Genomic DNA, 17988 nt, shown 5'->3' on the forward strand with positions numbered 1-17988 from the left:
CCACCGCCGCGTGCGGACCGACCCCTCGGGTCGGCCAACGACACGGAAGGAGGCCGATGTGCGGGCCTCGAGAAGGCCGTCCCCGACCGGGGGCAGCGCCACGTTACCGATGGCGATCGTCAAACGGGTCGTCTACGTCGTCCCCCTTCTGATCGGCGTCGTCAGCCTGACCTTCGTGCTGCTCCAGCTCGCGCCCGGCGACATCGTCAGCGCGAGCGTCGGCGACTACCCCGCCTCGGAGGAGTACCTCGCCGAGCGGCGCGCGGCGCTCGGGCTGGACAAGCCCGTCGTGCTGCAGTACCTGCAGTACCTCGGCAGCGTCTTCCAGGGCGACCTGGGCTACTCCTTCGCCAACCGCCAGGAGGTGCTCCCGCTCGTCCTGGAACGGCTGGGCGCGACCCTCCTGCTGGTCGTGACGGCCACCGCGATCGCCGTCACGATCGGCATCCCGGCGGGCCTGCTCGCCGCGACCACCCGGCGGCGCGCGCTCGACAACGGCGTGAACGTGCTGGCCCTGATCGGGTTCAGCATCCCGGCGTTCTGGCTGGCGCAGATGGCGCTGCTGGCCTTCGCGCTCAGCCTGGGCTGGTTCCCGACGCAGGGGATGACGACCATCGGCGTGCGCGGCGGGACGCTGGCGTCCGTGCTGGACGTCGCCTCCCACCTCGTCCTGCCCGCCTGCGTCGTGGCGGTGCCGGAGACCGCGCTGATCGCGCGGATCACCCGGAGCACCGCCAAGGGGGTACTGGACTCGGGCTACATCCTCACCGCGGTCTCCAAGGGGCTCGCCCATCGCGAGATCGTCCGCAGGCACGTCATGCGCAACTCGTTGCTGCCGACGGTCACCGTCCTCGGCTACACGTTCGGGACGCTGGTCGGCGGCTCCATCCTCGTCGAGACCGTGTTCGGCTGGCCCGGCATGGGCAGCCTGCTCTACCAGGCGATCCTGAACCGGGACACCTCGGTGGTGCTCGGCACCGTCGTCGTGGTGGCGGTGCTGACGCTGCTGGTCAACGTCATCACCGACATCGTCTACGGGATCGTCGATCCCCGCATCCGGGAGGCGACGTCGCTGTGACCGTCCTGCAGGAACGTCCCGCCGTACTGGCCCGCCGCCGGTCGTGGCTGCCCCGCAGCGCCCCCCTCACCGTGGTGGCGGTGGGCTGCGTGGTGCTGTTCGCCCTGGCCGGGCTGCTGGCGCCGATCGTCGCCACGCACAACCCGTTCGCGGTCTCCCCGCAGATCCTCCAGTCGCCGTCGGGAGCCCACCTGCTGGGCACCGACGAGCTGGGCAAGGACATCTTCTCCCAGCTCGTGCACGGCGCGCGGGCCTCGCTCACCATCGGGCTCGCCGCCGGGCTCGGCTCGCTGCTCATCGGCCTGGTCGTGGGCGGCATCGCGGGCTACGCCGGCGGCGCCGTCGACTCCGCGCTGATGCGGGTCGCGGAGGTCTTCCAGATCCTGCCCGCGATGATCGTGGCCCTGGTGATCGTCGCCGTCATCGGGCGCGGCACCGGGCTGACGGCACTGGCGGTGATCGTCGCGCTCTGGCCCCAGGCCGCGCGCATCGTCCGCGGCCAGTACCTGCAACTGCGCGGGGCCGAGTTCGTGGACGCCGCCCGGCTGGCCCGCACTCCGGCCTGGCGCATCATCGCCGTCGAGATCTTCCCGGTCGCCTTCCCGCCCGCGGGCGTGCAGGCCGCCCTCGACGTCGGCCGCGGCATGTTGCTGGAGTCCAGCCTGAGCTTCCTCGGGCTCGGCGACCCGAACAGCGCGAGCTGGGGAGCCGTGCTCCGGCGCGCCCAGCCGTACCTGAGCGAAGCGTGGTGGTTCAGCGTGCCCGCCGGCCTGTGCGTGGTGCTGATGGTCCTGTCTTTCAACATCATCGGTGACGCGCTGGGCAGCAGCGGCACCGCGGGACGGAGGTCGTTGTGAACGCGGTGGACGGCGGCGCCGTGACGGCGTCCGCATCGGTATCCGTGCCCGCGGTCGTCGAGGTCGAGGGGCTGCGGGTGACGATCTCGCCGCGCGGCGGCCGTCCGGTCGCCCCGGTGCAGGACGTGGACCTGCGTATCCGGCGCGGCGAGGTCGTCGGCCTGGTCGGCGAGTCCGGCTCGGGCAAGACGATGCTCGCCCGCGCCGTCGCCGGCCTGCTGGCCCCGGGCCTGCGCCCGCGTGTCGAGGGCCGCATCCACGTGCTGGACCGTGAGCTCGGCTCCGCCTCGGCGGCCGAGCGCCGCGCGACGCTGCGCACCGACCTGTCGTACGTCTTCCAGGACCCGAACGCGCACCTCAATCCGACCACGCGGATCGGCGACCAGGTCGCGGAGGTGGCCGTCCCGAACGGCAACCGGGTGGAGGACCTGTTCCGGTCGGTGGGCCTGCCCACGACGGAGGAGTTCGCCCGCCGCTACCCGCACCAGCTCTCCGGCGGGATGAAGCAGCGGGTGGTCATCGCGTGCGCGCTGGCCAAGGACCCCGGCGTGATCATCGCCGACGAGCCCACGACCGCCCTCGACGTCACGATCCAGGCCCAGGTGCTGCGGCTGCTGCGGGACCTGGCGACCACGCGGGAGGTCGGGATCCTGCTGGTCTCGCACGACCTCGCGGCGATCGGCCAGTTCTGCGACTCGGTCGCCGTCATGTACGCGGGACGGATCGTGGAGGAGGGGCCCACCTCGGCCATCCTGCGCACGCCCCGGCACCCGTACACGAAGGCGCTCATGGGGGCGCTGTTCGACATCCACACACCGGAGCACCGCCCGGTCGCGATCCCCGGCTCCGTCCCCGCGCTGGACGACCCGCCGGACGGGTGCCGGTTCGGCCCGCGCTGCGGATACCGCACCGAGCACTGCGACGACGAGCCCGAGCTGATCGACGTCGGGCCGGGACGCCGGTCCCGCTGCTGGAACTGGGAGCGACTGTGACGACCACCCCCCGGCCGACACCGCAGGACCCGCCCCCTGCGCGGGAGACGCTCGCCCTGGACGGGGTGTCCGTCCTGTTCCGCACCGGGTCCGGACGCCGGCGTCAGCAGGTGACCGCGGCCGACGAGGTGGACCTCACCCTGCGGCCGGGCACGATCACGGCGCTGGTCGGCGAGAGCGGCAGCGGCAAGAGCACCCTCGGGCGGGTGGCCTGCGGGCTGCAGCCGCCGAGCGCGGGGACCGTCCGCCTGGACGGCGCGCCCGTCAGCGGTCCCGGCCTCGGCGGCGCGGTACAGATGATCTTCCAGAACCCGGCGGCGTCGCTGAACCCGAAGATGACCGTCGGCCGGATCCTCGGGCACGCCGCCCGCCAGGCGGGCACCGGACGCGCGCTCGTCCGCGACGTCGTCTCCGCCGCCCTCACGGAGGTGGGGATCGACCCGCCCGACCGCTACCTCGACCGGCACCCGCACGAGCTGAGCGGCGGGCAGCAGCAGCGGGTCGCCATCGCCCGCGCGCTGCTGCACCGCCCGCGCTTCCTCGTCGCCGACGAGCCCACCTCCGCACTGGACGTCTCCGTCCGGGTGCAGATCATCGACCTGCTGCGCGACGTCCAGGCCCGGCACGGCACCGGGATCCTGTTCATCACGCACGACCTGTCGGTGGTCCGCGCGATCGCCGACCGCGTCGCCGTCGTCTACCTCGGCCGGATCGTCGAGAGCGGGACGGCCGGCGAGGTCTTCGGCAGCCCTTCACACCCCTACACGAAGGCGCTGCTCGGCTCCACCCCGAGCCTCACCGCCGCCGCCGAGGACGCCGAACTGCTGCGCGGGGAGCCCGCCAACGCCGTGGAGCGTCCCACCGGCTGCCACTTCCACCCCAGGTGCCCGATCGCCGAGCAGCCCCGATGCGCGGACCACGATCCCGCGCCGATCGTGCTGGACGGCACGCACACCGCCCGATGCCACCTGGCAGGCCCGTCCCTTGCCGTGGCCGACTCGAATCCTGTCGAAGCGAGGAGAACCTCATGAGCTCAGCACGACTCCGCGCGGTCGCGGCGGTCCTGTGCCTGGCACTGGCCGGATGCGGCGGAGCCGGCGCGAGCGGCGCCCAGGACGACGTGTTCGTCGTCGCGATCACCAAGCAACCACCCCACCTCATGCGCATGTTCCTCGGTGACGCGACCGTCGGGCTCGTCGGCCTGGCGATCTCCGAGTCGCTCGTCAGCGTCAACCGGAAGCGGGAGGTGGAGCCGCAGCTCGCCAAGTCGTGGGAGCAGCCGGACGACAAGACCTACCGCTTCCACCTCGTCCCGGACGTCACCTGGCACGACGGCAAGCCGTTCACCTCGGCCGACGTCGTGTTCAGCCTCACCGAGGCGCTGGGCGTCAACCCCTCGACCGCCTCGCTCAAGGCGATGATCGACTCGGTGCAGGCCGTCGACGACCTCACCGTGGACGTCGTGCTCAAGAGCCCGTCGGGCGCCTTCCTCGCGATGCTCAACCCGATGAACGTCTCGATCGTGCCCAAGCACGTCTACGAGGGCGGCGACCTCATGTCGAACCCGGCCAACCGCGCCCCGGTCGGCACGGGGCCGTACAAGTTCGAGTCGTGGGAGGGCAACCAGATCACGCTCGTGCGCAACGACGCGTACTGGGACGGCAAGCCGGCGATCCCCACGGTCGTGTTCACGGTGTCGGCCGACGCGAACGCCCGCGCGCTCGCGCTCAAGAACGGCGACATCGACTACATCAACTCCTTCGACCTGCCGTACGAGGCGCTGCGCCAGCTCCAGAACGCCGACGGCGTCGCCCTGGACACCGGCCGGGCCTCCACCTCGATGCAGCAACTGCAGTTCAACACCCGCAACCCGGTGCTCGCCAAGCCGGCGGTCCGCAAGGCGCTGTTCTCGGCCATCGACCGGGAGTTCATCTCGAAGACCGTGTTCGGCGGGCTCTCCCCCGCCGGGACCGCCGCGCTGCCCAGCGACCACTGGGCCAACTCCGGCGAGGTCGACTACATGAAGGAGTTCCCCTTCGACGCGGCCAAGGCCGGCGCGGCGCTCGACGCGGCCGGGTACCCCAAGAACGCCTCCGGCACGCGCTTCCCGATGACCCTGCGCTACGACACGAGCGTCCCCGGCTCGGAGCGCACCGCCGAGGTGATCGCCGACAACTGGCGTTCGGCCGGCATCGACGCCAAGGTGATGGCCGACGAGCGCGAGGTCTTCAGCGACGCCGTCTACGCCAAGCACGAGTTCGACGCGTTCATCATCAACATCGCCTCGGGCGCGGACCCGGCCATCGGCCTGTACCGCCGCTACACCTGCGACAACGGGCAGAACGCGGTGTTCGGCAACGCCTCCGGCTACTGCAACAAGGCCCTGGACGAGATCTTCGCCAAGGCCAACGCGTCCAACGACCGGGCCGAGCGCACCCGCCTGTACGCCGACGCGCAGCGCGTCATCGCCGACGACCTGCCGGTGGCCACGACGATCCAGGTGCAGTACACCGACGCGATCCGGTCCGAGTTCGGCGGCAGGGAAGGTTTCCTGAGCCGCGGAGAGGTCGTCATGCTGGACTGGAACGCGCTGACCGCGGGGGCCCAGAAGTGAGCGCCACCGACCGTGAGCGGCGTTACCGCGAGCTGCTGGCCTTCGCCGACCACGTGCGCGGCGGCGAGATCGACCCCGTCTGGATCGGCGATTCCGTGGGGTTCACCGACGACGGTGTGCACCACGTCGTGAACCGCGCCGACGGCGGCCGGCGGACCGTACGCGAGCTGGGGCCGGGCGACGTCGTGACCGGCAAGCGGGTCCGGCGGGCGTACAAGATCGGCCGGCCGGACGTGTTCGAGGCGCCCTCGCCGTGCGGGCGGTTCTTCGCCGGCGAGAGCGGGCCGGACCTGAGCGTGCGCTGGGCCGCCGACGACCGGAGCGAACGGCTCACCACCGACGGCACCCCCGAGCACCGCTGGGACGTCAAGGGCGCGGCCTGGGACCCGGACGGGCTGCGGCTGCTGGCCCGCAAGGTGGACACCGGCGGCATGGACCGGCTGCACGTCATGCACTGGCTCAAGCCGAACAGCGAGGTGGAGGTCATCCCGACCGGCAACGTCGCGGGCCGGCTGGAGGACGTCTCGCTGCACGTCGTGCACCGCGTCTCGCGACGGGTCGTGCGCATCGACAGCGGGCCGGAGATCGAGCAGGACCTGCGCCCGCTCGGCTGGAGCACCGACGGCCGCGAGCTGTACTACCTGAAGACCAACCGGTACCGGAACCCGTTCACGCTCATGGCCGCCGACCCGGAGACCGGCGTGTCGCGGGTCGTCCACGAGGAACGCTCCCCGACCTGGGTCTCGTTCTGGGAGAAGGGGATGTCGTGTCACCTGCTCCCGAGCAGGTCCGGCTTCCTCTGGCTCGCCGAGCGCGACGGCTGGGCGCACCTGTACCGGCACGACCTGGACGGGCGGCAGGTCGCCCGGCTGACCGAGGGCGAATGGCCGGTCACCGGGGTGGCCGGCATCGACGAGGCGGGCGGCTGGGTGTACTTCACCGCGCACTCCGACCCCAAGCGGCCCTACGATACGCACCTGTGCCGGGTACGGCTCGACGGGAGCGGCCTGCGACAGCTCACCGAGGAGCCGGGCACGCACCGGGTCCGGCTCTCCCCCGCCATGGACGCGTTCGTCGACACGCACTCCAGCGTGGACCGTCCTGCGGCCTCGGACCTGCGCCGGGCCGACGGCTCGCTGGTGTGCCGGCTCTCCGAGGCCCGGGTCGAGCTGCCCGACGGGGTCACCTGGCGGGCGCCGGAGGCGTTCACGGTCCTGGCCGCCGACGGCGAGACGGAGCTGCACGGGCAGCTCTACCTGCCGTCCGACTTCGACCCGGCCCGGTCCTACCCGATCATCGACTCGATCTACGCCGGCCCGAACAGCGCGTACGTGCCCACGCACCTGCTGGACGCCAACGGCATCCAGTCCCGCGCCCTGGCCGAGCTGGGCTTCGCCGTGGTCATGCTGGACGCCCGGGGCACGCCCGAACGGTCCAAGGCGTTCCACGACGTCGTGTACCGCAACTTCGGGCGGCACGAGATCCCCGACCACGCGGCCGCGATCGAGCAGCTTTCCGCCGACCGGCCGTACCTGGACGCGTCGAGGGTGGGGGTGTACGGGCGCTCGTTCGGCGGCTTCTTCACCACCAGGGCGCTGCTCGCCGCGCCGGAGGTGTTCCACGTCGGCGTCTCGATCAACGGCAACTTCGAGCTGCGCGAGGGCAGCCCCGGCCCGGTCGAGTGCGTCATGGGCCCGCTGGAGGACAACCTCGACGGGTACGACTTCGGCTCCAACCTCGCGCTGGCCGACCGGCTGCGGGGCAAGCTGCTGCTCATCCACGGCACGTCCGACATCAACGTGCCGTTCTCGGCGGCGATGAAGGCGGCCGAGGCGTTCACCCGCGCCGGCAAGCCGTTCGACTTCCTGCCGGTCAACGAGCAGCCGCACCACTTCACCGGCCTGCACAAGACGTATCTGAGCATGGCGCTGGCCCGCTACTTCTGTGAGCACCTCGGTGTCGACGCGCTCTGACCCCGGCGCGAGCGGCAGGTCGGCGGACCTGCTGCTCGCGCCCGGCCCGATCCGCCCGAGCGAGGACACCCGGCTGAGCCTGTCCTGGCACCGGCAGCGGACGGCCGCCCTCGTCGCCCACCTGGAGGCGACGGGCAGGCGCGCGGTCCTGCTGACCGACCAGTGGAACATCGTCTACTTCACCGGCCTGTGGGCGGCGACGACCGAGCGTCCGCTGTACGCGCTGATCTCGGTGGACGCCGACGCGCCACTCTGGTTCCACCCCACCCTGGACCGGGACCTGGTGCACACCTGGTGGTGCGGCGACGCCGAAGAGTACTTCGACTTCCCGCACGTGGCGGGCTCGTTCCCGAACCGCGGGGTGGCCGAGCGCGGCCCGCGCGCCGACCTGTGGCGCTGGACGCTGGAGCGGCTGCGGGCCCGCGGCCACGGGCCGGACGGCGGGTTGTGCACCGACCGGGAGCTGCTGCCCTCGCAGCAGGCGACGGCCGAGGCGGTGCTCGGGCACCCGCTCGACTCGATCGCCGGCTTCTGCCTGGGCCTGCGCATGCGCAAGACCCCGGAGGAGCTGGCGCTCGCGGCCCGCGCGTACGGCTACTTCGACGCCGTGCACGCGCACGGGCGCGACCTCCTGCTGGAACACGGCACGTCGCTCACCGACCACGAGCTGCGCGGCCGGATGGCCGACTTCGCGGTCCGGCTCATCACCCCCGACCTCGGCCTCGACGGCTCCCCGCACCGCGGGGTCGGCGTCGCGATCGATCTCGGCTGGATCCGGGCGGGACAGGTGACCGGCTGGCCGCACCCGAACCAGTACCGGTACGCGCCGATCACGCGCGGCGGCCCGCTGCAGATGTCGGGGGTGATCCGGATCGGCGGGTACGGCGGCGAGTGCTACCGCCCGTACCTGATCGCGCCCCGCACGCGGCACCAGGAACGGCTGTGGCAGGTCGCCCGCGACAGTTGCCTGCTGCAGCGGGAGGAGATGCGCGCGGGCGTCACCTGCGCCGAGGTGGCGCAGCGCATCCACCGCTTCCAGATCGCGCAGGGGGTGGCCGAGCACGTCTACCACCGGCCCGCGCACGGGCAGGGCTCGGAGGGCCACCAGCCGCCGTGGCTGTCCCTGGGGGACGACACGGTGCTGGAGCCGGGCATGTGCCTGTCGGTGGAGCCGGGCCTCTACGACCCGGCGGCCGGGTTCAGCGCGAACTTCTCCGACATGTTCGTCGTACGGGAGTCCGGGCCCGCGGCCCAGATGTCGCGGGTGCCGTGGACCGAGGAGTGGTGCTGGGCCGACCTGTGACCCGCGCCCGTTCACCGAGGGGGCCTGAATGCCACGACCTCCCTGAACCACCGTCGACCAGTGAAGATGTGTCCCGGCGTAAGACGTCGGGATGGCGCTACGACAAAAGACCGTGGACCGCTGCGTTCGTACCAGATTGCAGGTGGCTCCGATCGTGCCTGCATGGATTCGGTCAGGAATAGCGATGACCCAAGTCTCAGTTGTTATCGGCAACCCCAAACCCCGCTCCCGGACCTTCGCCATCGCCGAAGCCCTCGCCGACCGCCTGGTCGAGGGGCTCGACGCGGACAAGAAGATCGTCATCGACCTCATCGACCACGCCGACCGCATCTTCCGGTGGCCGGACGACGCGATGACCGAGCTGTCCCAGGCGGTCAGGACGAGCGACGTCGTCGTGATCGCGAGCCCGACCTACAAGGCGTCCTACACGGGGCTGCTCAAGTCGTTCCTGGACCGCTACCCGAACAACGGGCTCGCGGGGGTGCGGGCCGTCCCGGTGCTCACCGCGAGCGCGCCCCAGCACGCGCTCGCCGTCGACTTCACCCTCCGCCCGCTCCTGGTCGAGCTGGGCGCCTCGGTTCCGACCCGCGGGCTGCACTTCTGCATGAGCGACATGCCCCGCCTCGACGCGGTGCTCGACGGATGGGTGCGCGAGAACCTCGGCGCCCTGCTGGGCCGCGGACTGACCGTCGACGACATGGAGGTGGCGAAGTGACCGCCGGCGCCCTGGACACCGACTTCACGCGGCACTTCCGCACCGTCATGGGGAACTTCTGCTCGGGCATCACGGTCATCTCCGCGATGGAGGACGGCGCGCCGGTGGGCTTCACCTGCCAGTCGTTCTTCAGCGTCTCGCTCGATCCGCCGCTGGTCGCCTTCTCCGCCGCGAAGACGTCGACGACGTTCCCGCGCATCCGCGCGTCCGCCACCTGCTGCGTCAACGTGCTGAGCGCGGAGCAGGAGCCGGTGAGCCGCTCCTTCGCCCGCTCGGGCGGCGACAAATGGGCGGGCATCGCCTGGCACCCCTCCGCCCACAACCGCGACCCGATCGTGGACGGCGCGCTGGCCTGGGTCGAATGCTCGATCAGGGCGGAGTTCGACGCCGGTGACCACGTCATCGTGCTGTGCGACGTGCTCGACGTCGGGTGCGAGGCGCGGGAGACGGGCCCGCTGCTCTACTTCCGCGGACGCTACGGCGTGCTCGCGGAGAGCCGGCCCGCCGAGAGCGGCCGCCCCGTGCGCAGCCGGCGGCGCCCCCACGGGGGTGAGCTGCCCAGGACCCCCTGAACGCGGCCGGGCGGTCGCCGTCCGCCTCACTCCAGGGTGAGGTGGACGGGGCCGCCCGCGGGATCGGCGGACGCCACGAGCGAGAAGGGCACCCGGAAGACCCGGCCCGGGGCAGCGGGCCACGGCAGCCGGGTACGTCCGACGACGCGCCCGTCCTGGACGGCGGCGACCCGGGGCAGGGTGCGGAACTCGTCCGTCCACAGCAGCAGCTTGCCCCGGGACGGCGGCGGCCCGCCGGGGCGGACGAGCTGCGGCGCCACCCAGCGCAGGGGCGCGTCGGCGGTCAGCGACACCCCGCCGGGCGGCGCGGCGGCCGGGCCTCCGGCCAGGTGGGCGAGCACGGCCGCGGCGACGTGGCGGCCGTCGAGCGCGGCGACGTCGGCGGTGTCCACCGGGTGCAGCAGGTTCCCGGCGGCGAACACCCCGGGCAGGCTCGTGGCCAGCGCGGTGTCCACGCGGGGCCCGAGGGTGGCCGCGTCCATCTCCAGGCCGCCCGTGCGGGCCAGTTCGTGGTCGGGGATCCAGTCGCCGGTGGTGATCACGGTGTCGCAGGGGACGCGCCGGCGTCGCCCGGTGTCGAGGTGCTCGATGTCGACGGACGCCACCCGGCCCCTGCCGTTGATCGCCACGACCCGGGTACGGGGCCGCACGAGCACGCCGAAGGCCAGCCGGCCCGGCACCCCGAAGGCGGCGTACGCCTCCGGCCTGGCGTACTGGCTGGTCATCAGCACCGTACGGCAGCCCGCCTCGTGCAGGGTCAGCACCGCCGACCAGCTCACCAGCTCGGCGCCGACGATCACGGCCCGCCGCCCGACCGGCCGGTGGTGCAGGTGCACGAGGTTCTGCAACTGCCCCGTGGTGTAGACGCCGTCGGGCCGGTCGCCGGCGATGAACCGCGCCGGACGGGGCCGCTCGCGCGCGCCGGTCGCCAGCACGACCGCGTCGGCCTCGACGAGGCGGCGGCCACGGGGCGAGGTCACCTCCAGGGTGCGCTCCCCCGCCCAGCCGGTGACCATGGCCTCGGTCTCGAGCCGCGCCCCGGCCCGCAGGGCGGAGCCGGTCAGCGTGCGCGCGTACGCCGGCCCCGACATGAAGCGGCGCAGGTCGCGCAGGCCGTAGCCGGGGTGGTCGCTGTGCCGGGGGATGCCGCCGGTCTCGCGCTCGCGCTCCAGGACCAGGACGTCGCCGTCCACGGCCGGGGCCAGCGCGGCGGCCGCGGTCAGGCCCGCCGGGCCCCCGCCGATCACGGCCACCCGTACCCGCTCGGTCATTCCGCTGCTCCCTCGAAGATGTCGCGGACCCGGGCCCCGCAGTAGAAGCCCTGGCAGCGTCCGTTCATGGCTCTGGTGCGGCGGCGCAGGCCGTCGAGCCCGGCCGGCGGGACGACGGACGCCAGGGCGTCGCGGATCTCCCCCTTCGTCACCCGCTCGCAGAAGCAGACGATCCTGCCGTACTCGGGGTCGGCGGCGATGGCGGCGGCGTCCTGGTAGGGGCGCGGGAACGCCTCGCCGAGGTTGGGCATGCGCGGCGGCTCGGGCAGGGCGGCGCGTGGCGTCAGGTCGAGGTGGCCGGCGAGCAGTTCCCCGACGTGCTCGGCGATCGCCATGCCCGCGGTCAGGCCGGTGGAGCGGATGCCGCCGATCAGCAGGTAACGCTGGTCGGCGGCCAGCTCGACGAGGTAGTCGTCGTGGCCGATCGAGGCGCGCAGGCCCGCGTACGTGGCGGTCACCTCCTCCTTCATCAGCCGGGGCATGAGCGTGGCGCCCTTCTCGCGCAGGAACTCCAGCCCCGCTTCCGAGGTGCCGGTGGCGGAGCGGTCGGTCAGGTCCTCGGCGGTCGGGCCGACCATGACGTTGCCGTAGATGGTGGGGCTGATGAGCACGCCCTTGCCGGCGGACGACGGCACCGGCAGCACGATGCACGGCGCCAGCGGCCGGGCCAGCTTGTCGAAGACCAGCAGTTCGCCGCGGCGCGGCGTGACGGTGAAGCGGTCGTGGCCGAACAGGGCGTCGAGCGCGTCGGCGCCGAGCCCGGCGGCGTTGACCACCCACCGGGCGGAGACCTCGCCCGCGGTGGTCACCAGCCGGGTGGCGTCCGGGCCGGTGCGGACCTCGGTGACGCGGTGGCCGCGCAGCAGCCGCACGCCCCGGTTGACGGCGTCGGTGGCGAGGGCGAGGTTCGTGGTCCAGGTGCAGATGATGGACTCGCCGGGCACGGTCAGGCCGCCGAGCGCCCCCGGGCCGAGGTCGGGCACCCTGCGGTAGACCTCCGCGGCGTCGACGATCTCGCAGGCGGTGTAGCCGTTGCGCCCGGCCTTGTCGCGCAGTCCGGGCAGCGCGTCGAGCTGCTCCCGGGTCCAGGCGACGAGCAGCGCCCCGGTGCGTTCCACCGGGATGCCGGTGGCCTCGGCGTACCTGCCGAGCAGGTCGTAGCCGCGGGCGACCAGGCGCGATTCGAGGGTGCCCGGCTTGGCGTCGAAGCCGGTGTGCAGGATGGCGGTGTTGGCCTTGCTGGTGCCGTCGCCGACGTCGTCGCGCGCCTCCAGCAGCGCCACCGACAGGGACGTGCCGCCCAGCAGGCGCGCGACGGCCGCGCCGACGATGCCGCCGCCGATGACGGCCACGTCGTAGGTGCTCACTGGTCCTCCTCAGACGACAGGTGCGACGACGGGCCTGCTGACAGCGTGGCACGGGCGGCGGCCTGCCACCGCTCCAGGTACGCGGCGGCCCGGTCGGCGGGCCAGGCGGGCTCGTACGTGGCCGACGGCCGCCATCCCCCGACCGCCGCCGCCACGTCGAGCGCGGGATCGAGGGCCATGAACGCGCAGGCGGCGGCGCCGAGCGGGGTGGCGTGCGGCGACGGGTAGACCTCGACGGGAATCTGCGCGAGGTCGGCCTGCGCCTGCATGAGCACCCGCGAGCGGGTCAGGCCGCCGTCCACGCGCAGCCGCGACAGGGGCGCGCCGAGGTCGTCGCCGACCAGCGCGCTGAGCGTGGCGACCTGCGCGGCGACGCCCTCCAGCAGCGCCCGGACGAGGTGGCCGCGCCCGGTGCTGAGCGTCATGCCGGTGAACGAGGCGGTGGCGGCGGAGTCCCACCACGGCGCGGCGAGCCCGGCGAGGGCGGGCACGCACAGCACGCCGTTGCCGGACGGGGCCGCCACCGCGTCGAGTTCCTCGGCCCCGGAGACGAGGCCGAGGTCGGCGAGCCAGCGCACGGCCGACGCGGCGGTGTAGACCTGCCCGTCCACGCAGTAGCGGGTCTCGCCGCGCAGTTGCCAGGCGATCGACGTCGCCAGCCCCGACGCCGAGCGGGCCGGGGACGTGCCGAGCTGGGCGAGCAGGAAGGCGCCCGTGCCGTAGGTGCACTTGGCGGTGCCCGCCTCCAGGCACGCCTCGGCCAGGAGGGCGGCCTGCTGGTCGACGATCAGGCCGGTGACCGGCAGTTCCGGGCCGAAGGCCGTGGTGGTGCCGACGACGGCGTCACTGGTGACGATCTCCGGGAGGCGTTCGCCGCCGAGCCCGAAGACGTCGAGCAGTTCGCCGTTCCATCGCGCGTCCGCCAGGCCGAGCAGCAGGGACCGGCTGGCGGTGGCGGCGTCGGTGACGAACGCCCCGCACAACCGGTGCACCAGCCAGGTGTCGGTGGTGGTCACGACGCCGTCGCGGGTCAGCTCGTCGCGTATCCAGCGCATCTTCGGCGCCGAGAAGTACGGGTCGAGCACGAGCCCGGTCAGGGCGGCGACCCGCTCGGAGTGCCCGGCGCGGGCCGCGCAGATCCGCTCGGCGCGGCGGTCCTGCCAGACGATGGCCGGTGTGAGCGGTTCTCCGGTGGCCGGATCCCAGGCCAGGACGGTCTCGCCCTGGTTGGCCAGGGCGACGGCGGACAGCGGCACCCCCGCCGCGGCGGCGGCCCGCCGCCCGGCGGTGAGCACGGAGTCGAGCAGGGCCAGCGGGTCCTGCTCGACGCCGCCGTCGTCGAGGTAGCGGGGTCGCAGGCTCTCCTCGGCGATCGCCAGGACCGCGCCGCCGGCGTCCACGACGATGGCCTTCGTCCCGGACGTGCCCTGGTCGATGGCGAGGATGTGCATCGTCAGATCTGCTCCTTCTGCGCGAAGACGCTGTCGATGGAGTGCATGTCGGGCATGTCCAGCGCCCGCCGGCCGCGCCGCGCCAGGAGCGAGACGAGGTAGGCGGCGCCGATCACCACCATCACCAGAACGTAGAGCCAGGCGTCGCGGAAGGAGGCGTCGCGGAAGAGGGACAGCTCGAACACGAGCCACACGACCGACACCGCCAGGACCGGCTTCTCCCAGGCCCCGAGGTCGAACTTGCCGTTGGCCGGCAGGTGCCGCCGCTTGGCGAGGTAGAGGGCGACGGTCGCGGCGTAGATGACGGCCGGCAGCAGCGTGGCCGCGCCGAACAGGGTGAACAGCGCGTCCTCGGAGAAGACCGAGAACAGGCCCAGGATGACTTCGGCGAGCACCACGTAGAACACGGTCGCCCGCAGCGGCGTGCCGAGACGGGGCGAGACCCGCTGCCAGTGCTGCCAGCCGGGGAAGCGCTTGTCGCGGGACATCGCCCAGGTGAGGCGGGTGCCGGTCATCATGATGACCAGGCCGCAGGCGAAGATCGCCAGTACGACGAGCAGCAGCAGGAGGGTGGCGACGACGGGGCCGAGGGTGGCCTTGATCACGTCCGCGATCGGCGTGCCGGAGGCGGCGAGCGCCACGGGGTCGCCGGCCGCGAGCGTCACCGCGATCAGGAACAGGAACCCCAGGACGCCCGAGGCGAGCACGGCCTGCCACATGGCGCGCGGGACCACCCGCTCGGGGTCGTTGGTCTCCTCGGCGAGGTTGGCCGCCGACTCGAACCCGACGATGGTGAACGCGCCGAGCAGGAAGCCCAGCACCCACGGCCCGGCGGAGGTGAGGTCGCCGAAGCTCCAGTAGTTCTCGGCGGGCAGGGCGCCGGTGCTCCAGAGGTTGCTGAAGTCCATGTTGTTGCGGACGGCCGCCACGACCAGCAGCAGGAGCGTCAGCAGCACCATGCCGACCAGTTCGGCGGACACGGCGGCGTTGTTGACCTTCTCCGCCCACCGGGTCGAGCCGCCGACGAGCGCGGCCTGCCCGAGCAGGATCACGGCGGTGACCGCCCAGGTGATGCCGGTGCTCGCGGTGTAGTCGAGCAGCACCGGCAGCACCGTCGAGGCCACCGTGTAGTCCACGGCCACGACGACGACGGCGAGGAACATGAACGAGATCCAGCCGATGATCCAGCCGAGCACGGGGTTGGCCAGGCGGGAGGTCCACTGGTAGGCGTAGCCGGTCACGGGGATCCGGGAGGCCAGCGAGCCGATGACGAACGCGACCGCGAGCTGGCCGACCACGGCGATCGGCCACGTCCAGATGCCGAGCGGCCCGGAGGAGTTCAGCACCGACCCGTAGGTGGTGAAGATGCCGGTCGCGATCGAGACGAACGCGAAGGCCACGGCGAACGAGGCGAACCTGCCGGTTCGCCGCTCGAATGCCTGCTCGTAGCCGAACCGGGCCAGCCCGGTGCTGTCGGCGGTGGGTTCACTCATATCGCAACCTCCTTCTTGGTATATACCATGTGGTGTATACCGCAAGGTACCGTCCAGGCGGGCTAAGGTGTCAACCATGGGGACGAAAGTTCACAAGACCGCAACATCGCCTCGATACGTGACGATCGCCGCTGAGCTGCGCGATCGCATCACCGGCGAGAAGCTCGGCCCGCACACGCTGATGCCGTCCGAACGCGAGCTCAGCGAGACGTACGGCGTCAGCCGGATGACGGCCAGGCAGGCGCTCGCGCTGCTGGAGAAGGAGGGCTACGTCTACCGCCGCCCGCCGCGCGGCACGTTCGTGGCCGAACCCCGGGTGCCCTTCCGCATCGGCAGCTTCTCCGACGAGATCACCCTCGCCGGGCGCCGGCCGTCGGCCCAGCTCATCTGGGCCGAGGAACGCCCGCCGACCCCCTCCGCCCGGCAGGCCCTCGACCTGACCGGCGACGAGACCGTGCACGCGCTGCACCGCCTGCGCTTCGCCGACGACGAGCCGATCGCGCTGGAGACCACCTACTTCCCCCGCGACCTGACCCCCGGCCTCCTGGAACGCACCCTCACCGGGTCGCTCTGGCACATCCTGCGCGCCCACTACGGCGTCGTGCCCACCGACGCCTCCGCCGACATCCAGTCCATCGTCATCGACGACGCCTCGTGCGCCCGGCTCAAGGTCCGCAGCGCCTCCAACGGGATCCTGCTGACCCGCCGCACCTACACCGACGGCGGGCGCTGCATCGAGTTCGCGCGCGACGTCTACCGCGCCGACCGGGCGTCCTTCACGGTCGAGGCGCGCATCCCGGTGCCGGTCGAGCCCGCCTGAGCGCCGCCGGCCCGGGGGTGGCCGATCGATCCCGTCCCGTGCTGGCCGGCGCGGCGGTTTCCGGCGATGATCGGCACATGTCGTCTCGTCGGTCCACCGCGGCGGTGGGCTTGGTGCTGGCCGTCCTGGTCGCCGGATGCGCCGATCCGGGCGCGGACCGGGTGTCGCTCGCCGGCGCGCCCCAGCCCCCGGCATCCCCGCCGCCGTCGGCGTCGCCGTCGCTCACCGTGGTCTCGCCGCCGCCGTCGCCCATGGCGACCTCGGGTCCCGCCCGGCACCCGGTCCCGGCGGCGACCTCCCTGACCGAGCCCATCGCGACCGGCGCGCCCCTCGCCGCGACGGGCGCGCCGCGGTTCTTCGTCTCCGCCCGCGTCCCGCTCACCCGCTTCCCCGACGGGTCCAAGAGCGCCGTCCGCACCCCGGTGCCGCCCGCCGTGCACGACGCCGGGACCGGGGCGTTCATCGCGAACGTCCCGCTGCCGCCCGGCGTCCGGAGCTCCTGGCACCTCGTGGCCGCCGCCCGGGACAACCGCACGTTCGCCGTCGCCGGCTGGACCGGGCCGGAGCGGCCGGAGCTCCGCTTCTTCCTGGTCCGCCTCGGCGCGGACGGGCGGCCGGGCCGGCCGGTGCCCGTCACGCAGACCGACCCCGACGACCTGACGCTCGTCCACGACCTCGCCCTCAGCGCCGACGGCACCCGGCTGGCCTACGCCACGCCGCTCATCGGCGGCGGCGCCAAGATCTCCGTGCTCGACGTCGCCACCGGCCGCCGCCTGGACCGGAGGTTGACGCACCCGCTGGTGCAGGGCCTGTCCTGGGCCCCCGACGGCCGCTCGCTCGCCTATGTGCAGGGCGGGCGGGCCATCGCCGTGCTCGACCTCACCCGGCCGGACACCGATCCGGCGGCGTCCCGGGCCATCGGGACCGCCACGCCCGGCCTGCCGGTCGAGTCGCTGGCCCACACCCCTGACGGCAGCGCGCTGATCTACGCCTCCGGGCACACCGTCGAACGCGTCCCCCTGACGGGCGGGCCGGCGCGGGTCCTGGCCCGGCCCGAGCTGCCGCCCGGCGCCTCGCTGGGCCTGCGCTTCAGCGTGGACGGGACCGGCGAGCACCTCCTGTACGCGCACGACTGGCGCGCCTACCGGATCGCGCTCGCCGACGGCGCGGTGACCTCGGTGCCGATCACGGCCGGCGAGCGTCCGGGCGAGGGCGAGTCGCCGCGCGCGGCCTGGTGATCACGAGGTGACGCGGTGCTGAGCGCCGATCACGTCCGCGTTCCGGACACGCGTCACTCCGGGTGGGCCGCCGTGAGCAGCACCCAGCCCTGCGCCTGGCAGCCCTTGGGCAACGGCGGGAAGACGTGGCCCTTCACGTCGGTGCTGTGGTCGCATCCCGCGTCGCACGTGTAGATGCCGCTCCGCTCCACCCTCGTGCCCGGATGATGGATCTGCTGGCGCGTCTGCCCCTTTTTGCTCATAG

The 17988-nt window shown here is 73.0% G+C and carries 16 protein-coding genes; 11 read left to right on the forward strand and 5 right to left on the reverse strand.

The window, feature by feature from the left end; all coding sequences use genetic code 11:
* The first annotated feature begins 58 nt into the window (after positions 1-58).
* The 9 genes from FAF44_RS39490 (at position 59) to FAF44_RS39530 (ending at position 10104) form a co-directional block, all read left to right on the forward strand.
* Entirely contained in the window at positions 59-1078 is a 1020-nt protein-coding gene (locus FAF44_RS39490) for an ABC transporter permease (protein ID WP_237108491.1), read from the forward strand.
* Positions 1075-1935, forward strand: coding sequence for an ABC transporter permease (locus FAF44_RS39495; protein WP_237108492.1), 861 nt, complete (start codon positions 1075-1077; stop codon positions 1933-1935). Before FAF44_RS39490 ends, FAF44_RS39495 begins: the two co-directional genes overlap by 4 nt.
* Complete coding sequence (locus tag FAF44_RS39500) at positions 1932-2927, forward strand: ABC transporter ATP-binding protein (RefSeq protein WP_237108493.1); 996 nt, start codon at positions 1932-1934, stop codon at positions 2925-2927. The genes FAF44_RS39495 and FAF44_RS39500 overlap by 4 nt, the downstream gene beginning before the upstream one ends.
* Positions 2924-3958 carry an ABC transporter ATP-binding protein gene (locus FAF44_RS39505; protein ID WP_237108494.1) on the forward strand — a complete coding sequence of 345 codons (1035 nt, stop codon included), beginning with the start codon at positions 2924-2926 and terminating at the stop codon, positions 3956-3958. Before FAF44_RS39500 ends, FAF44_RS39505 begins: the two co-directional genes overlap by 4 nt.
* On the forward strand, positions 3955-5541 hold the full coding sequence (locus FAF44_RS39510) for an ABC transporter substrate-binding protein (protein ID WP_237108495.1): 1587 nt from the start codon (positions 3955-3957) through the stop codon (positions 5539-5541). Before FAF44_RS39505 ends, FAF44_RS39510 begins: the two co-directional genes overlap by 4 nt.
* Positions 5538-7514 (forward strand): DPP IV N-terminal domain-containing protein, encoded by a 1977-nt coding sequence (locus FAF44_RS39515; protein ID WP_237108496.1) that lies wholly within the window; start codon positions 5538-5540, stop codon positions 7512-7514. Before FAF44_RS39510 ends, FAF44_RS39515 begins: the two co-directional genes overlap by 4 nt.
* Positions 7498-8817 (forward strand): Xaa-Pro peptidase family protein, encoded by a 1320-nt coding sequence (locus FAF44_RS56085; RefSeq protein ID WP_237108497.1) that lies wholly within the window; start codon positions 7498-7500, stop codon positions 8815-8817. The genes FAF44_RS39515 and FAF44_RS56085 overlap by 17 nt, the downstream gene beginning before the upstream one ends.
* 184 nt (positions 8818-9001) lie before the next feature.
* Entirely contained in the window at positions 9002-9532 is a 531-nt protein-coding gene (locus FAF44_RS39525) for an NADPH-dependent FMN reductase (RefSeq protein ID WP_237108498.1), read from the forward strand.
* On the forward strand, positions 9529-10104 hold the full coding sequence (locus tag FAF44_RS39530) for a flavin reductase family protein (RefSeq protein WP_237108499.1): 576 nt from the start codon (positions 9529-9531) through the stop codon (positions 10102-10104). Before FAF44_RS39525 ends, FAF44_RS39530 begins: the two co-directional genes overlap by 4 nt.
* A 26-nt stretch (positions 10105-10130) precedes the next feature.
* On the opposite strand, the gene FAF44_RS39535 is transcribed toward FAF44_RS39530, so the two are convergent.
* From FAF44_RS39535 to FAF44_RS39550, 4 genes are read right to left on the reverse strand one after another with little or no spacing between them, the layout of a single operon-like run.
* Positions 10131-11375: an NAD(P)/FAD-dependent oxidoreductase gene (locus tag FAF44_RS39535; protein WP_237108500.1), complete on the reverse strand. Its 1245-nt coding sequence runs from the start codon at positions 11373-11375 to the stop codon at positions 10131-10133.
* A complete protein-coding gene (locus FAF44_RS39540) occupies positions 11372-12742 on the reverse strand; it encodes an NAD(P)/FAD-dependent oxidoreductase (protein WP_237108501.1) in 1371 nt (456 codons plus the stop codon). The genes FAF44_RS39535 and FAF44_RS39540 overlap by 4 nt, the downstream gene beginning before the upstream one ends.
* Positions 12739-14193, reverse strand: coding sequence for an FGGY family carbohydrate kinase (locus FAF44_RS39545; RefSeq protein ID WP_237108502.1), 1455 nt, complete (start codon positions 14191-14193; stop codon positions 12739-12741). The genes FAF44_RS39540 and FAF44_RS39545 overlap by 4 nt, the downstream gene beginning before the upstream one ends.
* Positions 14194-14195: 2 nt before the next feature.
* On the reverse strand, positions 14196-15686 hold the full coding sequence (locus FAF44_RS39550; protein ID WP_237108503.1) for an amino acid permease: 1491 nt from the start codon (positions 15684-15686) through the stop codon (positions 14196-14198).
* 118 nt (positions 15687-15804) lie between these two features.
* On the opposite strand from FAF44_RS39550, the gene FAF44_RS39555 reads away from it, so the two are divergent.
* A complete protein-coding gene (locus FAF44_RS39555) occupies positions 15805-16506 on the forward strand; it encodes a GntR family transcriptional regulator (protein WP_237108504.1) in 702 nt (233 codons plus the stop codon).
* A 77-nt stretch (positions 16507-16583) separates the two neighbouring features.
* Entirely contained in the window at positions 16584-17744 is a 1161-nt protein-coding gene (locus tag FAF44_RS39560) for a hypothetical protein (protein WP_237108505.1), read from the forward strand.
* A gap of 53 nt (positions 17745-17797) precedes the next feature.
* Here the strand turns inward: FAF44_RS39560 and FAF44_RS39565 are convergent, their stop codons facing one another.
* Positions 17798-17986, reverse strand: a complete 189-nt coding sequence (locus tag FAF44_RS39565) for a hypothetical protein (RefSeq protein WP_237108506.1) — start codon at positions 17984-17986, stop codon at positions 17798-17800.
* Between the last annotated feature and the right edge of the window lie 2 nt (positions 17987-17988).

This window comes from Nonomuraea sp. MG754425, from assembly GCF_021699195.1.
In the GTDB taxonomy this organism is placed as follows: domain Bacteria; phylum Actinomycetota; class Actinomycetes; order Streptosporangiales; family Streptosporangiaceae; genus Nonomuraea.

Bases quoted from the DNA above. Each gene is read 5' to 3' on its own strand.
- FAF44_RS39510 (WP_237108495.1), top strand. From the start codon at position 3,955: ATGAGCTCAGCACGACTCCGCGCGGTCGCGGCGGTCCTGTGCCTGGCA.
- FAF44_RS39525 (WP_237108498.1), top strand. From the start codon at position 9,002: ATGACCCAAGTCTCAGTTGTTATCGGCAACCCCAAACCCCGCTCCCGG.
- FAF44_RS39535 (WP_237108500.1), bottom strand. From the start codon at position 11,375: ATGACCGAGCGGGTACGGGTGGCCGTGATCGGCGGGGGCCCGGCGGGC.
- FAF44_RS39545 (WP_237108502.1), bottom strand. From the start codon at position 14,193: ATGCACATCCTCGCCATCGACCAGGGCACGTCCGGGACGAAGGCCATC.
- FAF44_RS39550 (WP_237108503.1), bottom strand. From the start codon at position 15,686: ATGAGTGAACCCACCGCCGACAGCACCGGGCTGGCCCGGTTCGGCTAC.
- FAF44_RS39560 (WP_237108505.1), top strand. From the start codon at position 16,584: ATGTCGTCTCGTCGGTCCACCGCGGCGGTGGGCTTGGTGCTGGCCGTC.
- FAF44_RS39565 (WP_237108506.1), bottom strand. From the start codon at position 17,986: ATGAGCAAAAAGGGGCAGACGCGCCAGCAGATCCATCATCCGGGCACG.